Source organism: Erwinia sp. MMLR14_017 (genome assembly GCF_033657285.1).
Taxonomy (GTDB): Bacteria; Pseudomonadota; Gammaproteobacteria; order Enterobacterales; family Enterobacteriaceae; genus Erwinia.
Genome location: NZ_JAWVWP010000017.1, coordinates 42635 through 60850, shown reverse-complemented (window position 1 = coordinate 60850; position 18216 = coordinate 42635). Strand labels below are relative to the sequence as shown.

Annotated in this window: 16 protein-coding genes; 8 read left to right on the top strand and 8 right to left on the bottom strand. The window is 51.4% G+C overall.

Annotated elements, in window-relative coordinates; all coding sequences use genetic code 11:
* Window positions 1–167: 167 nt before the first annotated feature.
* Complete coding sequence (locus SD961_RS20755; RefSeq protein ID WP_318792216.1) at window positions 168–1199, top strand: Mal regulon transcriptional regulator MalI; 1032 nt, start codon at window positions 168–170, stop codon at window positions 1197–1199.
* Window positions 1200–1307: 108 nt separating this feature from the next.
* Here SD961_RS20755 and SD961_RS20750 read toward each other — a convergent pair whose 3' ends face one another.
* A complete protein-coding gene (locus SD961_RS20750; protein ID WP_318792215.1) occupies window positions 1308–2807 on the bottom strand; it encodes a YdgA family protein in 1500 nt (499 codons plus the stop codon).
* A 131-nt stretch (window positions 2808–2938) separates the two neighbouring features.
* Window positions 2939–4123 carry a mannose-6-phosphate isomerase gene (gene manA, locus SD961_RS20745; RefSeq protein WP_318792214.1) on the bottom strand — a complete coding sequence of 395 codons (1185 nt, stop codon included), beginning with the start codon at window positions 4121–4123 and terminating at the stop codon, window positions 2939–2941.
* 198 nt (window positions 4124–4321) lie between these two features.
* On the opposite strand from manA, the gene fumC reads away from it, so the two are divergent.
* Window positions 4322–5719: a class II fumarate hydratase gene (gene fumC, locus SD961_RS20740; RefSeq protein ID WP_318792213.1), complete on the top strand. Its 1398-nt coding sequence runs from the start codon at window positions 4322–4324 to the stop codon at window positions 5717–5719.
* A gap of 57 nt (window positions 5720–5776) precedes the next feature.
* On the opposite strand, the gene tus is transcribed toward fumC, so the two are convergent.
* Together tus and SD961_RS20730 are read right to left on the bottom strand one after the other, a co-directional pair.
* On the bottom strand, window positions 5777–6706 hold the full coding sequence (gene tus, locus SD961_RS20735; RefSeq protein WP_318792212.1) for a DNA replication terminus site-binding protein: 930 nt from the start codon (window positions 6704–6706) through the stop codon (window positions 5777–5779).
* A 135-nt stretch (window positions 6707–6841) separates the two neighbouring features.
* On the bottom strand, window positions 6842–7243 hold the full coding sequence (locus tag SD961_RS20730) for an H-NS family nucleoid-associated regulatory protein (protein WP_306212757.1): 402 nt from the start codon (window positions 7241–7243) through the stop codon (window positions 6842–6844).
* A 705-nt stretch (window positions 7244–7948) separates the two neighbouring features.
* On the opposite strand from SD961_RS20730, the gene SD961_RS20725 reads away from it, so the two are divergent.
* Complete coding sequence (locus SD961_RS20725) at window positions 7949–9025, top strand: AbrB family transcriptional regulator (RefSeq protein WP_318792211.1); 1077 nt, start codon at window positions 7949–7951, stop codon at window positions 9023–9025.
* Between the two features lie 46 nt (window positions 9026–9071).
* On the opposite strand, the gene SD961_RS20720 is transcribed toward SD961_RS20725, so the two are convergent.
* The 3 genes from SD961_RS20720 to bhsA (SD961_RS20710) form a co-directional block, all read right to left on the bottom strand.
* Window positions 9072–11114: a choline transporter gene (locus SD961_RS20720; protein ID WP_318792210.1), complete on the bottom strand. Its 2043-nt coding sequence runs from the start codon at window positions 11112–11114 to the stop codon at window positions 9072–9074.
* Window positions 11115–11593: 479 nt separating this feature from the next.
* Entirely contained in the window at window positions 11594–11851 is a 258-nt protein-coding gene (bhsA, locus tag SD961_RS20715) for a multiple stress resistance protein BhsA (protein ID WP_318792209.1), read from the bottom strand.
* Between the two features lie 52 nt (window positions 11852–11903).
* Window positions 11904–12158 (bottom strand): multiple stress resistance protein BhsA, encoded by a 255-nt coding sequence (gene bhsA, locus SD961_RS20710; protein WP_318792208.1) that lies wholly within the window; start codon window positions 12156–12158, stop codon window positions 11904–11906.
* A 315-nt stretch (window positions 12159–12473) separates the two neighbouring features.
* On the opposite strand from bhsA (SD961_RS20710), the gene SD961_RS20705 reads away from it, so the two are divergent.
* Together SD961_RS20705 and msrA are read left to right on the top strand one after the other, a co-directional pair.
* A complete protein-coding gene (locus SD961_RS20705) occupies window positions 12474–13115 on the top strand; it encodes a TetR/AcrR family transcriptional regulator (protein ID WP_318792207.1) in 642 nt (213 codons plus the stop codon).
* Between the two features lie 28 nt (window positions 13116–13143).
* The gene (msrA, locus tag SD961_RS20700; protein ID WP_318792206.1) at window positions 13144–13677 is read left to right on the top strand and encodes a peptide-methionine (S)-S-oxide reductase MsrA; all 534 of its coding nucleotides are present in this window, start codon (window positions 13144–13146) and stop codon (window positions 13675–13677) included.
* A 46-nt stretch (window positions 13678–13723) separates the two neighbouring features.
* Here the strand turns inward: msrA and SD961_RS20695 are convergent, their stop codons facing one another.
* Window positions 13724–14974, bottom strand: a complete 1251-nt coding sequence (locus tag SD961_RS20695) for an MFS transporter (RefSeq protein ID WP_318792205.1) — start codon at window positions 14972–14974, stop codon at window positions 13724–13726.
* Between the two features lie 97 nt (window positions 14975–15071).
* Here SD961_RS20695 and SD961_RS20690 point away from each other — a divergent pair, with 97 nt between their 5' ends.
* The 3 genes from SD961_RS20690 to bioD all read left to right on the top strand — a co-directional run bounded on the left by SD961_RS20690 (window position 15072) and on the right by bioD (window position 18115).
* Complete coding sequence (locus SD961_RS20690; protein ID WP_318792204.1) at window positions 15072–15983, top strand: LysR family transcriptional regulator; 912 nt, start codon at window positions 15072–15074, stop codon at window positions 15981–15983.
* A gap of 116 nt (window positions 15984–16099) precedes the next feature.
* Entirely contained in the window at window positions 16100–17317 is a 1218-nt protein-coding gene (locus SD961_RS20685) for an ROK family protein (RefSeq protein ID WP_318792231.1), read from the top strand.
* Window positions 17318–17446: 129 nt separating this feature from the next.
* Window positions 17447–18115 (top strand): dethiobiotin synthase, encoded by a 669-nt coding sequence (bioD, locus tag SD961_RS20680; protein WP_318792203.1) that lies wholly within the window; start codon window positions 17447–17449, stop codon window positions 18113–18115.
* The last annotated feature ends 101 nt before the right edge of the window (window positions 18116–18216 follow it).

Here is an 18216-nt window from a genome sequence, read left to right as displayed (position 1 = left end):
CGCTGAGGTAAAAAATGATAAAACGTTTTATCAGGTATTAATGCGCCGTAAGTCACACTCTTCCCGGCAGTGCAGGTTTTATTTCAGGCTGCACAAGTGTAACGTTTTACCATATGGTTTCGACCGGGTTCACTAAACGAGTCAGCCAGGACTGACTGGAAATTTTTATGTCACTGAAAAAAAGCACTATCAATGATGTTGCGCTCGAAGCCGGAGTCTCCGTGACAACCGTCTCTTTGGTTCTTTCCGGAAAAGGGCGCATCTCCTCTGCCACCACCGAACGCGTTAACCAGGCCGTTCAGGCGCTTGGGTTTGTTCCCAATCGCTCCGCCACCATGCTCAGAGGCGGCGGGAGTGGGGTTGTAGGCTTGATCGTCCGCGATCTCTGCCATCCGTTTTATGCTGAGATGACCGCTGGCCTCAGTGAAGGGCTGGAAGCGCAGGGCAAAGTGCTGTTTCTGACGCAAAGCGGGCCAAAGGGAAAGCAGATTGACCGCTGTTTCGATACGCTGGTAGCGCAGGGCGTGGAGGGGATTGTGTTAGGCGGTGGTGCGGAGAACGCCTCGCACCTCGTGGCAAAGGCACGAGAGCAGGGTATCGCCCTGATCTGCGCCTCACGAGCCAGTAGCCTGGAAGAGACGGACTCTATTCGCCCCGATAATCTCCACGCTGCGCAAATTGCCACGGAGTATTTGATCAGGCGAGGCCATCACTGTATCGCCTGGCTCGGCGGCTCGGGTTATTCCCTGACCAGGGCGGAGCGCATCGGCGGCTATTGCTCCACGTTGTTACAATATGGTTTGCCGTTTCGCAGCGAATGGATTATTGAAAGCGGCCGCTATCAGCGGGATGTGGCTGAACTCACCGAAGATCTGATCCATCATCATCCCACCATTACCGCAATCCTTTGCCATAACGCATCGGTCGCGCTGGGCTGCTATTTTGGCTTACAGCGTACGGGAAGAACCATTGGCAAAGGCGGGGTGGACAGCTACTACGGACAGCAAATGGCGCTGGTAGGGTTTGGTGACGCGCCGGAAGCGGAACTGACCGATCCGCCGCTGACTTTTATCACCAGCTCGGCCAGAGAAATTGGCCGCACGGCGGCGCAAAGGCTACTACAGCGCATGGCCGATCCTGCCGGGATTGTGCAAAACAGCATCCTCCCGCCAGTGCTTATTGAGCGCGGCTCTGCATAGAGTAACTCTGAGGGCGGCCTGCCAGGTAAAAGCCTGATTCAGGCCTGAAGCGAGGCTGATGGCAGATAAAAAGGGCGCGATAATCGCGCCCTGATAAGAAGCTTACCGTTACTGCGGCATCTCTGCTGGTGCAATACCACCTAACATATAACGCGCCAGGAACTGATCAAGCGGCATTTTTTCACCGTTCATTGTTACCTGGCCAGTGGCGTACTGCAGACTGGTAACAATATTATTATCTTTCTGGGTGGTCAGTTTGAACATCTGACCCATTGCCGCCACGCCTTTCACCTGCTGATCGGCCAGCTTCGCAGCATCCTCTTCTTTATAACCTTCAGCCATCGCCACGTGAGTCATCATCTCGGTCGCCATCGGCATTGAGATGCTTAGCTTGCCATCCAGCGTTTTCAGGACGTTATCCACGGCCTGGCCAATGTTCTGCGGTTGAGCGGTATTAGTGGCGGGATCTTTGAAGTGCACCGAGAGATTAAAGCTGCTCTCACCTTTATCATTCTTCCAACTGAAGGGAGCGATATTCACTACCGGATCGCCTTTCAGCAGCAGGGGAAGGTTAGCCGTCAGGATCTGGCTCATACGCTGCTGATAAAGCGCCGGATTGTCGCTGATCCCTGGCTCATTCAGCAGTGCCTGCACCTGACTGTTGTAGTTGTCAGAAAAGGCCTTCATGCCATTCGCGTCAAACTGCGACAGTTTTACAGAAAGCTTACCTTCGCCAAAGTTCTGGTTTTGCAGCTTCAGGGAATCCAGCGTGTAATCAATGGTACCGGCGATCAGGCTCTTCTCAGAGTTGAAGGAGGATTTACCCTTCAGCCCTTCAGCGATAAACGCTTCCTGTCCATCAACGGCGGCGGTGAGTTTTTGCAGGTTAATACTCTGATCGCCCACGCGCATCCCTTCCGGGCTGAGGTGGGTGGTGGCGTCCAGCTTCAGGCCGTTAGCGGTAAAGAGTACCGGCATATTGAGCTGATTTTTGGTGGTCAACACCAGGCTGTCCAGATTACCGCTGAAATCAACTTTGTCGCCCTTGCTATCGGCGCTGACGTTGAGTGTGCCGCCGTTAGAGGCAAACCGTTCTCCGGTCTGGGTATTGTTATAATCCATCGGCAGCAGATGGATGTCAGAAACGGTGGTACCGCTGTAACCCACTCGGGTTTCCGCCTGAATAATCGACTGACCTTTGGTCATTTCAAACAGCTTCTTCACCGCATCGGTATTTTCCAGCTGGGTGTGTACGGAAGCCATACTGGGGATCAGATTGAATTTTTTCAGCTGGGCAAAAGGGAAAGGGCCGTGGTCAATCTTCTCGTTAAAGACGATGCTCTGGCCAGGTTTGATCAGGGCATTATCTTCAGTCTGCGAGTTGGACTGCAGCACGAAACGGGCAGTGCTGCTGAAAACGCCGCGTTTGAAATCCTGATAGCTCAGCTTCAGACGGCTTTCTGGTGCCATATTATTCATCTGGGCATTCGCATTCTGCACCAGCTGATCCATATTCTTTTCCAGTTGTTTTCCGGTAAACCAGGCAGTTCCGGTCCAAATCACGCCGAGTGCGACTACTACTCCAATCGCTATCTTTGTCTTTTTCATCTGTAAAGTCGTCCTTTTAGTCACTGGCGCCGGCAAATCGATCCTGTGGGCAAATGCCTGGCGAATAAAAAACGCCCTGCGGCGTTTTTGTTTAATAATTTGATTAATAATAGCAATTGTGGCGCTTTACGTCAGCCGCAATCCGTCAGATCGTTAAAGACCCGCGCGACCCTTCCACTGCCTGCCAGGGTGAGGGGGAATTCCGTGGCCGGAACAAAACAGGATTCACCAGGCTTAAGCGTTAGCTGCTGTTGACCATGAGTGACAACAGCCTGACCCTCTACACAGAACAGAATAGCGGCGCTTTGCTGGTGAACGGGAACAGGCGTGGCGCTGAGCTGGTGCAGGGAAAAAGCAAAGTCATCCACCGGCACCGGGAAATTCAGGGTTGTCCCCACCTTTTCCGGCTGGGTGAGCAGAGTGGCATAAGGTTTGGCCTCAAATTTCAGGTTGGCCAGCAGTTCAGGAATATCAATATATTTTGGCGTCAGGCCCGCACGTAACACGTTATCGGAATTCGCCATCACCTCCAGCGCCACGCCCTGCAGATAGGCATGCGGTGTTTCGGCAAATAAGAACATCGCTTCGCCAGGCTGCAGTTCAATCACATTCAACAGCAGTGGGGAAAAGAGTCCGCTGTCATCCGGGTAATCCTCTGCAATCAAAGCAATGGTCTCCCACGGCTCTCCTGTACGGCTTCGCAGTTCACTCTTCAGTAAATCCAGCGCCAGGCTTTTTTGTTCCCCTTCCATCGACAGCAGCGCAGCAAACAGCGCTGACAGGCCGCTCATCGCAGGCGACTGCAGGAAGTGGGCAATGGCCGGGTGCGCGCCCGCTATGGGTTGCAGCAGGGAGATAATTTCATGCAGCTCACGAAATCCGTTGATCGCCTTAAATGGGGTAAGGGCAAACACCAGTTCTGGCTTGTGGTTGGCATCTTTATAATTACGGTTCGCTGCTGAAAGAGGAATGCCGGCAGCATTCTCTTTAGCAAACCCCACTTCGGCAGCGGCCTTGCTGGGATGAACCTGAATGGATAAAGGCTGGTCAGCGCAGAGCACTTTGAATAAGAAAGGCAACTCTCCAAATCGCTCTGCTACGGCTTTACTTAATAAAGTTTCTTTATCTGTCTCTATAACCGCACGCAGCGACTCTTTTTCACCGTTAACTTCAATATAAGAGGGGCTTTTGGGATGCGCGCCCATCCAGAGTTCAGCCATAGGTTGCCCATCTGGATTAGCAATCCCATACAGATCCGTCAGGGCCGTCGGGCTTCCCCAGGCGTAATTTTGCAGAGAATTGATCAATTTTTGCATGTTAAGTCACCTGTATTTTGATAATTTCTGCTGATATTAAAGCAGAAAACCGTGACTAAAAGACAATGCGGTGTGCAATAAGAGCGTATGAGTCGCATAATGTTAAATTATTGTATGACACACTACGCCCCGCGCTTTCAGCCCGGAAGGGAGAAAGAAAGGGTTAATATTCATATCATTGTGTAAAAGGAGAGAATCATGGCTGCCAACCGTATTGAGAAAGACTCAATGGGTTCCATTGAAGTTCCTGCGGATAAGCTTTGGGGGGCGCAGACACAGCGCTCGCTGGAACACTTTCGCATCTCCACGGAAAAAATGCCCGTTGAGCTGGTGCGCGCGCTGGCGCTCACCAAGCGAGCAGCGGCAAAGGTTAACAGTGATTTAGGGCTGCTCCCGGCTGAACGTGCAACGGCAATCATCAACGCAGCGGATGAAGTCCTGGCCGACAAGCACAGCTCAGAATTCCCGCTCGCTATCTGGCAAACCGGCTCCGGTACGCAAAGCAATATGAATATCAATGAAGTGCTTGCCAACCGCGCCAGTGAGATCCTGGGCGGCGTACGCGGCATGGAACGTCTGGTTCACCCTAACGATGATGTGAACAAGAGCCAAAGCTCTAACGATGTTTTTCCGACAGCGATGCACGTCGCTGCCGTGCTGGCGGTGCAGGAGCATTTACTGCCCGAACTGAGAACCCTGCAAAAGACCCTGAATGAAAAAGCAGAAGCCTTTAAGGATATTGTTAAAATTGGCCGAACTCACCTGCAGGACGCCACGCCGCTGACGCTGGGCCAGGAGATCTCCGGCTGGGTTGCCATGCTGGGGCACAATCTGCGGCATATTGAGCAAAGTATTCCCCATCTGGCTGAGCTGGCGCTGGGCGGTACGGCGGTGGGAACCGGCCTCAATACCCATCCTGAATATGCCGTTCGCGTGGCGGAAGAGCTGGCCAACCTCACCAGCCAGCCATTTGTTACTTCACCCAATAAGTTTGAAGCGCTGGCAACCTGCGATGCGCTGGTTCATGCCCACGGTTCGTTGAAGGGTCTGGCCGCTTCTTTGATGAAGATCGCTAACGACGTTCGCTGGCTCTCTTCCGGCCCGCGCTGCGGCATTGGTGAAATATCTATTCCTGAGAACGAGCCGGGCAGCTCAATCATGCCAGGAAAAGTCAACCCAACACAGTGTGAAGCCATGACCATGTTGTGCTGCCAGGTTATGGGGAATGACGTTGCCGTGAATATGGGGGGCGCTTCAGGCAACTTTGAACTGAATGTTTACCGTCCGATGATTATTCATAATTTCCTGCAATCCGTACGTATGCTGGCGGACGGCATGGAGAGTTTTAACCATCATTGCGCCGTAGGTATAGAGCCTAACCACGATCGCATCACTCAGTTGCTCAATGAATCTCTGATGCTGGTGACGGCGTTAAATACGCATATTGGCTACGATAAGGCGGCTGAAATAGCCAAAAAGGCACATAAAGAGGGATTAACCCTTAAAGCATCAGCGCTGAAACTTGGCTATCTCTCGGAAGAGGAATTTGATGCCTGGGTACGCCCGGAAGATATGGTTGGCAGCATGAAGTCGTAAAATTATGCGGATAAAAAGAGCGGGGCGCCTCCCGCTCTTTTTTGCTTTCTGTCGCGTTTAAAGCTCAATATCGCTATATAGATGCAGCCTTGGGATCACGGAAAAGAGAGGTTTTGCCTGGGGTTTAAATTTGTGAACCACATTATCGGCATCGTAATTGAGCAACTCCCCTAATTTCGGCACGCTGGTTGCATCCGGACAAAGAATCAGTAGCGGGGAAGGGCAGGCAAGCTGCGTTTGCTTCTGCTGCTGTTTATTCCATACGCGCGCAATGGGCTGCACCTTAACCGGGCGTTTTATCTTTAGCTTCGCGGAAGCGGGCAGGGAATTAAGCAACGCAATCTCGTCGCTGAGTTTTTCTGCCCACTCTTCCCGCGTCCAGGGCGCCATTGCCCGTCCGGCCTTAACGCTTTTATTCAGTTTTTCCAGCATCTCTTCGCGTGTGACATTTTTAATAATATGCTTGTTTGCCCAGCCAAAATGCAGGGAATCTGCGGAGTCCAGCAGGGTAATAGTCCTGTAAGCATTCAGCGTAATTAGCCCCTTTAAATGCGTATGGACAAATTCAAAGCGCTCCTCGCTGGGCACACCAGATTCCACGGTAATAATCTGCTCAAGGCGCTGTTTAAGGCTATTAATGTTATCGATATGTTGGTGTACCAGCCGGGATTGTTCGGGGCTGGCGGCAAAACAGAGGGCGCCCGGTAAGCGAACCGCAGCTTTAGTACTTAACGATTCAGACTGATGCTGAATAAAAAGGCGAAGGTAGTGTTTGAGTGCAAGCTCCAAAGCGGGTTGCGCCAGGTGCTGTCTCACCAGAATTTTGCGCACCGGGTCATGCTCTTTTCCCTTCATAACGGGCGGCAATTCAAACACCCGTGCCACTAACAACCGCAGGTCAGGCAGGGAGTTTGTGAATGTTTTCAGCGCGGTCTCAAGGTCCGCCACGCAGCGATGAAGATTGTCTACAGCTTCATAACGACTCATCTGGCATCCTTAGTTACAACATACTAATCGCTGTCAGCGTAATATAACAAGTGAGTTTATAAAACTTAAAAATTAAGCGGGCAGGGATAATAAAACGCAGAGGCCACGCCAGGATAAGCTGACGTGGCAGGAAGATTAAATCAGGAAATCTTCCAGTTTTTTACCCTGATCTAACGCCTGCTTAATTACCGCTGGGGTACGACCCTGGCCGGTCCAGGATTTAGTTTCACCATTTTCGTCGGTGTACTGATATTTAGCCGGGCGGGGAGCACGTTTAGCACGGGATTTGCCGGTAGTGGTTTCTGCCGCAGTCAGTTCGCTTAAATCAATGCCGTCATCCAGCAACATCTGACGATATTTCGCCAGCTTTTCTTCTTTTTCCTTGACTTCAGAAGCAATGGCCGCTTCTGATTCACGACGTTCATTCACTACCGCTTCGAGTTTTTCCAGCATCTCTTCAAGTTCAGTTAAAGAAACTTCACGAGCCTGTGCACGAAGAGTTCGAATGTTATTTAATACTTTCAGAGTTTCGCTCATAAAGGAATCCGTAGCGTTGAGTGGTTTAAAAATTAAACAGTTGAGGTAACAGGGCTCAGTGTACAGAGAAAATTCCCGGTAAAAAACAGTTAATGCGTAAATTCGTTATTTATTTTCTGTGCCGTCACCTTTTTAACCGAAAGAACAGGGCGTCTGCATTAATATATTTACATTAATAAGACAATTCTTAACGGTGCATGAGCGGAACGTTTGGACAAATGAACAAACCCCATTCTGCAGAGAAGGATAATTGTCGGCGTCATTCGTTCAGCTATATTCAGTCGCTCTGGCAGGGCCGCACTTAAAAAGTTCAGAGCCAGAGTTAATATGAGTGAGCATACCAATATTTTTAGCTGGTAAAAATTAGCCTGCTGTCATTGTTATAGTAATAACTCCTCTCTTCATCAGGATTAAAAGCGGTTTATCTGGCTGCCCGCCAGACAGATTGATAAAAGCACCATGCTTTTGGCTTTTCAAAGCATATGTTTATTAACGGCCAGCCGGTCAGGAAGGCGCAAAAATGAGGATGGCAGAAAGTGGTTGTTGCTCATATTTTAGTTACAACATACTATTAATTGAATCAGACAACCATCGCGGCAAAACCGAGTAAACCTGAAAAAAAATGTAGCTGTAAGAATGCCTGGCAGGCAGGCGATGAGCTGATAAAATGCGGGGGTTCGTGTTGAACACCTCCTGGAGCTATAAATGAAAACACCCCGCATGCGCTGGTTCTGGCTGATTCTGTTTTCGGCTCTTACGGTTGTTGGGCTGGAGAGCCTGAATCTACCGGCAGCACTACTGTTGGGACCCATGGCCATGGCTATTATTTTCGCAGCACGTGACAAGCCATTGGTTATCCATCGCCAGCTCTTTTCTCTGGCTCAGGGGGTGGTAGGGATGATGATTGCCAGAGCGATGCCCGCCTCACTCTTTGTTGAAATGGCTAAGAACTGGCCTTTATTTGTCGCCAGTATCAGTTCGGTGATTATCGCCAGCACTCTGCTGGGATGGTTACTGGCTCGCTGGCAAGTGTTGCCAGGTTCAACCGCTATCTGGGGATCGTCACCCGGTGCGGCTACGGCCATGACATTAATGGCAGAAAGTTATGGGGCAGACGTGCGGCTGGTCGCCTTTATGCAATATCTGCGGGTAGTGGTCGTGGCTATAACGGCAACGCTGATGGCGCGTATCTGGGCACCCGCAGTGCCTGCAGGCAGCATGGCTTCAAGCTTTGATATCATTCAGGCCGTGGCATGGAGCCATTTTGGTTATACGCTACTGATTATTGTCGGGGGAGTGCTGGTGAGCCGGTTCTGGCGTATTCCGGCAGGGCCGTTATTAATCACCCTTGCGGGCGGGGCGCTCTTGCAGGATTTCAAAGTGATCTCAATCGAATTGCCGCCAGCTCTGTTAATGGTGGCTTATGCGATTATTGGCTGGAGTATTGGGCTGCGCTTTAACCGGGCAATTCTTACTTATGTAGCGAAAGCCTTGCCGCGACTCTTATTATCGATTTTCAGTCTGGTAGCGATCTGCGGTGTATTTGCTTTTTGCCTGGTCCATTTTGCCGGTATCGAGCCGCTGACTGCCTATCTGGCAACCAGTCCGGGCGGGGCCGACTCGGTGGCTATTATTGCTTCATCCAGCCACGTTGATATGCCGTTTGTGATGTCAATGCAAACCGGGCGTTTTATTATTGTACTCCTGACAGGACCTGCTCTTGCAAGGTGGGTTGCGAACTCAATGGCGGCTAAACAACGAAAGCAGGAGAGGCTGCGCTAAATATAAAGCCAGGCACTTGCCTGGCTTTATTACTAACAAGAGTGCGTTAAGTGACTTCGGGGAAGGGCATGGTGTTGCCCGGCGCTTCCCGATGAATATGCAGGAAGGTTAAGTGACGCTCATACTGATCGAGGATGTCATTAATGATCTGCTCTTTGGTGTAATCCATCAGGTCATTGCCCTGGGTACCTTCAAGCAGGAATGTTTCCAGCCGGAAATAATCTGACTTGCCGCTGCGTGCCCGATAAGTAAAGGCGGGCACAGAGTAGCGCTGAGGCCAGATCTGGTAGAGAAAACGCTGCTCTTCGCCCAGCGTAACTAACATCTCCAGATGATTCAGACGCTCATCTTCCAGCGGCGGCAGTTCGTTAACCTGTACCTCAGCACCGCGCCTTTCCAGCTCCAGCGCAACTTCCTGCAGGGCGGGCAGACAAACGGTATCCAGCATCTTTTTAGTGTGGGTGCTGCCAGGGTAGTTCATCACGCGAGAAATACGCTGCTTCCAGTTCAGACGGTCTTCACGGGAAACCGGCATGGGCGGAGTACTGGCAACGCTGCTTGCACGCCGGTGATCTTCCACGCGCAGAGATTTGTACAAACCGGCCATGACAAAGAAAATCACAAAGCTGAACGGCAGTCCCATGATCACCGTGGTTTTCTGCAGCGCCGTGACGCCATTGACCATCAGCATTCCCAGCGTAAGCAACCCAATAGCCAGTGACCAGAAGATCCGCAGCCAGTTTGGTGCATCACTATTGATGTCGCTGAGTTGAGAGGTGAAATTTCCCAGCACCAGCGAGCCGGAATCAGCAGAGGTGACGTAGAACAGCAGGCCGGTAATGGTTGCCACCGAAGCGCTGAAGGTAAAGGCTGGATATTGCGCCAGCAGGCTATAGAAGCCGCGCTCAGGATGCGCCAGCGTTTCCTGCGCAAAGCCCAGGTTACCGTGGATAATTTCATTCAGCGCGCTGTTGCCGAAAATCGACAACCAGAGCAGGGTAAAGATAAAGGGAATGGTCAGCGTGCCGACGACAAACTGTCGGATTGTACGGCCACGAGAGATTCGGGCCAGGAACAGGCCGACAAACGGCGACCAGGCAACCCACCATGCCCAGAAAAAGAGCGTCCAGTTATTCATCCATTCCGTTGGGCGATCGAAGGCAAAACTGTTCAGCGTCATGCCCATAAAGCGGTTGATATAATCCCCGACGTTCAGCACCAGCGCATTCAGCAGGAAACTGGTATCGCCCATAAACAGCACAAAGAGGATCAGCCCCAGCGCCAGCAGAACATTCAATTCCGAGAGGATGCGGATCCCTTTATTTACGCCTGAGGTCACCGAGATGGTCGCCATAATCACGGAAAGGGCAATTAACGCAGCCTGCGCCGTCAGCCCTTCAGGCACATGGAACAGCACATTGAGTCCATAGTTCAGCTGAACTACGCCAATCCCCAGTGTGGTTGCAATGCCAAAAATGGTACCGATTACCGCAGCAATATCGACCGAGTGACCGATAGGGCCATTAATACGTTTGCCAAAAATAGGATAAAGGGCAGAGCGGATGGTCAGCGGCAGACCGTAGCGGTAGCTGAAGTAGCCCAGAGCGATCCCCATCAGTGCGTACATAGCCCAGCCGGTTAAACCGTAGTGGAACAGCGTCCAGACCATGGCCTGGCGCGCCGCTTCCATCGTCTGACCCTGGCCTTCAGGCGGCATCATATACTGTGTCACCGGTTCTGCTACCGAGAAAAACATCAGATCAATACCGATACCCGCAGCGAACAGCATCGCCGCCCAGCTCATCAGGCTGAATTCAGGTTTGGATTGTTCTGGTCCCAGTTTGATAGAGCCAAAGCGCGAGGCGGCAATAACCACTACAAAGACGATATAAACCGTAGCTGCCAGCAGATAATACCAACCAAAGGTATTTGATACCCACTCCAGGGCAGTGTTAATCCACCGATCGGATAATTCAGTAAAAAAAATGGTGGTTAAAGAAAACAGCAGTATCAGCGCTGCTGAGGTATAAAAGACCACAGGATTTATGCGGTCTTGTTGTTCTTTCCTGGATATTTCAGTTGTCGGCATACCTTCTCCGAAATCAATCAAGATGGAACCTGATTTTCGCAAAGCGTGCCTTAGCGCATACTGGGAAAAGTCGCCGCATATCCGCTAACTACACTGGGGAAATCTCAGGTGTGTAAAGTTATCTTTCTGATTTAACTCTGTTAATTAACCAATTTTTCACCTTTTCAATAACATAATGTGCAAAAACTGATAACCATCATAGTTTTTATTGATTGAGCATTCAATTAAAAATAATCAGGGGAGGCCGGGCATGATCTATTTCCGCATTAAGAGTGCGGTATATATTTCCACCGCTTAGTTGCAGTAAATAAACCAGATCTAAAAGGGATTTTGAGGGGATTTAGCGCTGCGGGATTTGTACACATGTTGCAGAGAGAACAAAAAGCGAAGGGGAAGGAAAAGAAAAAGGAATATTTTTTCCTGAGTGCAGAAAAATAACCGCCGCCAGCTGTGAGCTGACGGCAGGGCGGCTGTCGAAATTAATTATAAATGATGGCTGTGCCATGCAGGTTGTTCTGACCAGAGGTCGAAGTGATGAGGAAAGATTTCGCGCCCGCCTCCTGAGCCTTTGCCGAGAGTTGTGCCTCCAGCGAAGCCAGGTTAGTGCTGCCGGTTGCGCTGACTACGCCCAGCTTCTGCTGACTGGATGGGGCACTGGTAACCAGTTCTGCCGCCATGCTGCCAAAAGAGAGAGAACCCAGGAGAACGGCCGCGATAGTTAATTTGATATTTTTCATGACGATACCCTTAATAATTTAAATTTTTAGAAAGAAAGCTCATTCGGCGTAATTACTGGTAAATCTCTGCAGTAGCATGCATGCGGTTATTACCTGTAGTTGAGGTAATCCGGAATGATTTAGCGCCTGCGGCATCGGCTTTAGTAGCCAGCTGAGATTCCAGTGAGGAGAGGTTGCTACCTGTAGCACTTACCACGCCCACCTGTTGTTGGTTCATCGGTTCCTGATTCACGCTGTCTGCCGCAAAACCGGCAAATGAGAGGGAAGTCAGTGCGAGGGCTGCAAGGGTCATTTTCATCGTTTTCATGGTTTATATTCTCCTTCAATCCGGTTTAGTTTATCTGTGCGTCGTTATTAGTTAACGATCGATAACTAAATGGTATGCCTGCCTCGCCTGTTCGTCAATAGTATTTTGTTATCGATCGTTAATTTAATTATCATCTCCCTGATTTATAAGATTTTAAACCCAAAAAAAAATTTTAAATCTCCCCTGAACCTGCGCTTGCTGCGGTAAATTATTTTTGCAGCAGGAATGTGATAAAGAGACTCGACATCACGCCCTGAAAGTTTTTATAATGATCGGTAATTTAATCAGCAAGTGCTGTGTCAACAGAGAGGACTTATGACTGATCAGGACATCTGCACACGTAAGGGCCGGGGACGGCCAAAAACGTTTAACCGCGAAGCTGCCCTTGATAAGGCGCTTGAACTCTTCTGGCAACATGGCTATGAAGCCACATCCTTGTCAGATCTGGTCGAGGCGACGGGTGCAAAAGCCCCAACGCTCTATGCAGAATTTACCAATAAAGAGGGGCTGTTCCGCGCGGCCGTAGACAGATATACCGAGAAGTTTGCCGATCAACGGCAGGCGGCTTTAGCCTGTCCGGAGAGCTGCGTTGAAAAAGGGGTGGAAAACTATTTCCGTTCTACCGCAGCCTGTTTTACCGACGGGCAGAAACCAGCGGGCTGCTTCTTTATCTGTACTTCTACGGCGCTTTCAGCGGACTCTGCCGAAGTGGCAGATATGCTTAAAGCGCGCCACACCAGTCAGGAGAGCCATCTCCAACACTTTTTACTTGAACGTCAGAGCGCTGGTGAACTTGATGCACAAACGAATATTGCCGCGCTTTCAGCCTATCTTGGCTGCCTGCTGCAGGGCATGTCCGTGCGCGCACGGGAGGGGGCAAGCCGGGAAGAACTGGATGGTATTATTGACACGCTTATGCTGCAATGGCCTGCATTGAGCCGGATCGGCTGTCATTAAGTCCGGCTACATTAAAAGAGGAGTCACCATGACAATAGAATATGCAACCATCGCCGGAGGCTGCTTCTGGTGTACCGAAGCGGTCTTCAAACAAATCAACGGTGTAGTTTCTGTAGAAAGTGGTTATATCGGCGGGCATACTGCTAATCCAACTTACCGTGAGGTTTGTGAGGGTGATACGGGCCATGCTGAAGCCATCCGCCTGGGCTTTGATCCTGAAAAGGTGAGCTATGGTGACCTGCTGGATATCAGCTTTGCTACCCACGATCCAACCCAGCTTAATCGCCAGGGTAACGATATCGGTACTCAGTATCGTTCAGCCATTTTTCCCGCTGATGAAGCTCAGGCTGAAGAAGCCAGGGCCGCTATCGTGCGGGCACAGGAAGATCATACCAGCCCAATTGTGACCACGATTGAGGGGCCGGCGGAGTGGTATCCGGCTGAAGATTATCATCAGAATTACTGGGAAGGCGAAGGGCAGCAGAATCGTTACTGCCTGGCAGTTATTCCCCCTAAACTGCAAAAGCTACATAAACGTTATGCGGACCGCACTAAAGCGTAAGCCTTTAGGTGCAGCAGAGCAGAGGACGGGCGCAAGGCCCGTTCTTTTACAGCTGTTTACTTCTGAGACGAACCCCCACCAGCAAAGCCACCATCAGCAGTACAATAATAAAAGCGGTAATTCCCTGCCAGCCGAACTGATGCCAGAAAACCCCGCCCGCCGTCCCGGCCACGCTGGAACCCAGATAATAACTGAACAGATAGAGAGAGCTTGCCTGGCCTTTAGCCCGTCGGGCACGTGGGCCGATCCAGCTGCTGGCTACCGAATGTCCGGCAAAAAATCCTGCGGTAAACAGCATCATACCCGGCAAAATCAGCCAGACGGAACTGAACAGCGTCATCAGTACGCCTGCCACCATCATGCCAATCGCAAACAGCAGTACGGCTGCACGACCAAATTTTGCCGTCATCAAACCCGCTTTCGGCGAACTCCATGAGCCGGTGAGATAGACCACGGAAAGCAGGCCGACAATGGCCTGGCTCATAAAGTAGGGCGGCGCCAGCAGGCGATAGCCGATGTAGTTAAACAGCGTAACAAAGGCACCCATCAGCAAAAATCCTTCTGCAAACAGCAGCGGAAGACCGTTATCGCGCCAGTGCAGCCTGAAATTAATCAGCAGACTGCGGGGTTTTAAGGATGCAGGACGGAAATGGCGCGAAGGCGGCAGGATTTTCCAGAACATCAGGGCCGAGGCGAGAGCGAAACAGCCGATAACAGCGACAGCAATACGCCATGAGCTGAAATCGGTGATCACTCCGCTTAGCAGTCGGCCGCTCATTCCGCCGATAGAGTTACCACTGATATAGAGCCCCATCGAGAAGGCGATCACGCCTGGGTGCATCTCCTCGCTGATATAGGTCATGCCCACCGCAGCCACGCCGCTTAGTGATAAGCCGATAAGCGCCCGCATAATCAGGATCCCGTGCCAGCTGGTCATGACGGCTGAAAGCAGCGTACAGCTTGCGGCCAGAAGCAGCGCGGTCACCATCACAGATTTCCGGCCGACGGCATCCGAAAGCGGCCCGGTCAACAGTAAACCCAGCGCCAACAGCCCCGTAGAAACAGAGAGCGAAAGGCTGCTGGCGGCCGGAGAAACGCCAAATTCATGCGACAGCACCGGCATAATGGGCTGCACGCAATAGAGGAGGGCGAAGGTGGCTAATCCCGCTGAAAATAAGGCCAGGGTTACGCGCAGGTATTGCGGGGTGCCGCGCTCAATAAATTCACTATCAGGCACAGGTTGCGGATTCCGCTTAACGCGGTCGTCCAGCGTCGCGGAAGATAAGGAGCGATTCACTGCAAATCCTTTCAGGGAGTTAATTTCATCATTTACTGTAATAAGCGCTCAGTATGATGTCTAATATATTAATAATCTTAAATGAGATTTTAAAGATATGAATATAGAGCTGCGCCATTTGCGCTATTTTATTGCCGTAGCGGAAGAGCTTCATTTTGGCCGGGCGGCACAGCGTCTTAACATCTCTCAACCTCCGCTCAGCCAGCAGATCCAAATCCTTGAGCAGCAGATCGGCGCACGGCTGTTCGCGCGAACTAACCGAAGCGTTCAACTGACGGCAGCAGGTATGCAGTTTCTTAATGATGCCAGGCAGATCATGCAGAGCGTAACGCAGGCTGCGGATAAAGCTGCCCGCCTGCATCGGGGAGAAGAGGGCGAGCTGCGGATTGGGTTTACCTCTTCGGCTCCCTTTATTACCGCCGTATCAGATGCCTTATTCACTTTTCGCCAACGGCATCCGGGCGTCCATATTCAGATGCAGGAAATCAATACGCGACAGCAGCTTGAACCTCTGAATGAGGGCCGACTGGATCTGGGGGTGATGAGAAATACACCGCTACCTGAAACGCTTGCCCATCAGTTGCTGCTTCGTGAACCGCTCTGTGCGGTACTCCCTCGCGATCATCGCCTGGCGGGGAAAGCGGCAATCTCAGTCACGGAACTGGCGCAGGAACCCTTTGTCTTTTTTGACCCCCAGGTCGGCACGGCGCTCTATACCGAAACGCTGGCTCTGCTTCAGCGATACGCTGTTGCGCCCAATATTGCTCAGGAAGTGGGAGAGGCGATGACCATTCTCGGCCTGGTCGCCACTGGCCTGGGCATTTCCATTCTTCCAGCCTCGTTCAGCCGTATTCGTCTGGATGATGTCCGCTGGCTGGCACTGAAAGAGCAGGATGCCTGGTCCGAAGTCTGGCTGGTCTGGTCGCGACGACGCGAAACCACAGCGGTTATTGAACAGATGAAAATCCTGCTGCTGGCGGCCAGCGTTGGCGGTTTATCGGGCAGCTGAAGCGCTTTTATGTGCTGTAAATCACATTCCGAATCAAATATTTGACGGCATCCGTGAAGTGTTTCACCATGCAGATAGGCTTTATTTTGAAGCGTGAAAATAACCAGGAGCAGGGTGTGATAGTGGACGGCCAGCCAGGCCATATTGACCAGATCAAACAGACCAATGCCGGGGCCGTTTATCGCCTGATTGACCGCTGTGGTCCCATTTCGCGCATTGAACTGTCTAAAAAAGCGCAGCTCGCCCCCGCCAGCATTACCAAAATTGTACGTGAGATGCTGGAAGCGCACCTGGTACAGGAAACGGAATTTCAGGAACCGGGAAGCCGCGGACGGCCTGCCGTTGGTTTGATCCTCGACACCAAAGCCTGGCACTACCTCTCGGTGAGTATTGGCCACGGCGATATTCTGCTGGCTTTACGCGATTTAAGCAGTCAACTGGTTACGGAAGATATCTGTCCGTTGCCTGTAATGGACAGCGAGCCGTTGTTAAACAGGATCATTGCAGAAATAGACGCTTTCTTTATTCGCCATCAACAAAAGCTGGAGCGCCTGACAGCGATAGCCATTACGCTTCCCGGCATTTTAAATGCCCGCAGCGGCATTGTTCACCGCATGCCTTTTTATGACGTCACCGATATGCCTCTCGGGCCAGAGCTTGAGAAACGCACTGGTTTACCGGTCTATATTCAGCATGATGTCTGTGCCTGGACGCTGGCCGAGTCGCTTTTTGGTGCTTCCCAGCAGGCCAGAGACGTCATTCAGGTCGTTATCGATCATCAGGTAGGGGCGGGAGTCATCACTGGTGGAAGACTGTTGCATAACGGCAGTAGTACGCTGGTAGAGATTGGCCATACGCAGGTCGATCCTCACGGCAAACAGTGCTATTGCGGCAATCACGGCTGTCTGGAAACAGTCGCCAGTAGCGAAAGTTTGTTAGAGCTGGCTGAACAACGCCTGCGAACTGGTGAAGCCAGCAGCCTGCAGGGGCAGCCCCTGAGCATTGACAGCCTGTGCGAAGCGGCCATGCAAGATGATGCGCTGGCAAAAGAGTTGATAGCGGGCGTTGGGCAGAGCGTGGGACGCATCGTCGCCATCATGGTTAATCTCTTTAATCCACAAAAAATTCTGATTGGTTCGCCGCTTAATCAGGCCCAGTCGATCCTGTTCCCCGCTATCGCTAACGCGATTCATCGCCAGGCATTACCGGCTTACAGCCAGCAGATTGAAGTCGAACCCACACATTTTCATCAGGTGGGAACAATGCGCGGCGCGGCATTAGTTAAGGATGCGCTTTATGACGGCACCTTGCTGGTGAAGCTCCTGCAGGGGTAATAAATATTCGCACTTAATGAGAAAATATTGCGCTAACGCAAACCGATCTCATCTCGCCTGTCCTACCATGCCTGCTCTGACAGTTAACGAAATTTAATTGATTGACCAAGCGGGGTCGATGGGGAGGGCATGTTGATGCAGTTATTTGTCACTGGCACCGATACCGAGGTGGGTAAAACAGTGGTCAGTCGTGCGCTTCTGCAGAAACTGGCAGAGGGCAATAAAATCACCGTTGGCTACAAGCCTGTAGCAAAAAGCAGCCAGCAAACAGATGTGGGGCCACGTAATAAAGATGCGTTGATTTTACAGGCCTCTTCTTCACTGCAGCTACCCTATGCCGCAATCAATCCGGTCACAGCACTGGATGATGAACTCAGCACCAGCCGCGAAACCACAATCGATTACCCGATGCTGAGTGCCGGTCTGCGATCGCTGGCAGAACAGGCCGATTATGTGGTCGTGGAGGGAACGGGGGGCTGGCGAAGCCTGATGAACGATCTCAGACCGCTGTCAGAATGGGCAGTAAAAGAGAAGCTTCCGGTCGTTATGGTGGTAGGGATCAAGCTGGGTTGCCTGAGCCATGCGTTACTGACCGCAGAGGCTATCCAGAATGATGGCCTGCCGCTGTTGGGCTGGGTTGCCAACCGCATCAATCCGGGGCTGGCGCATTATGCCGAGATCATCAGCGTGCTGAGCAGCAAAATTCAGGCGCCGTTATTGGGTGAGCTACCTTATTTACCGCGCGCCGAAACGCGGGAGTTGGCAAAATATCTGGATCTTAGTGCGTTAAAACTGTGACAGCCCAGTCAGCGGCAAAGTCTTCTGATAAGCTTTGCCACCACAACTGGTGGCACAGAGTGAATATAACAGCCAGCGGCTCATCACCGCTGGCTGGATCG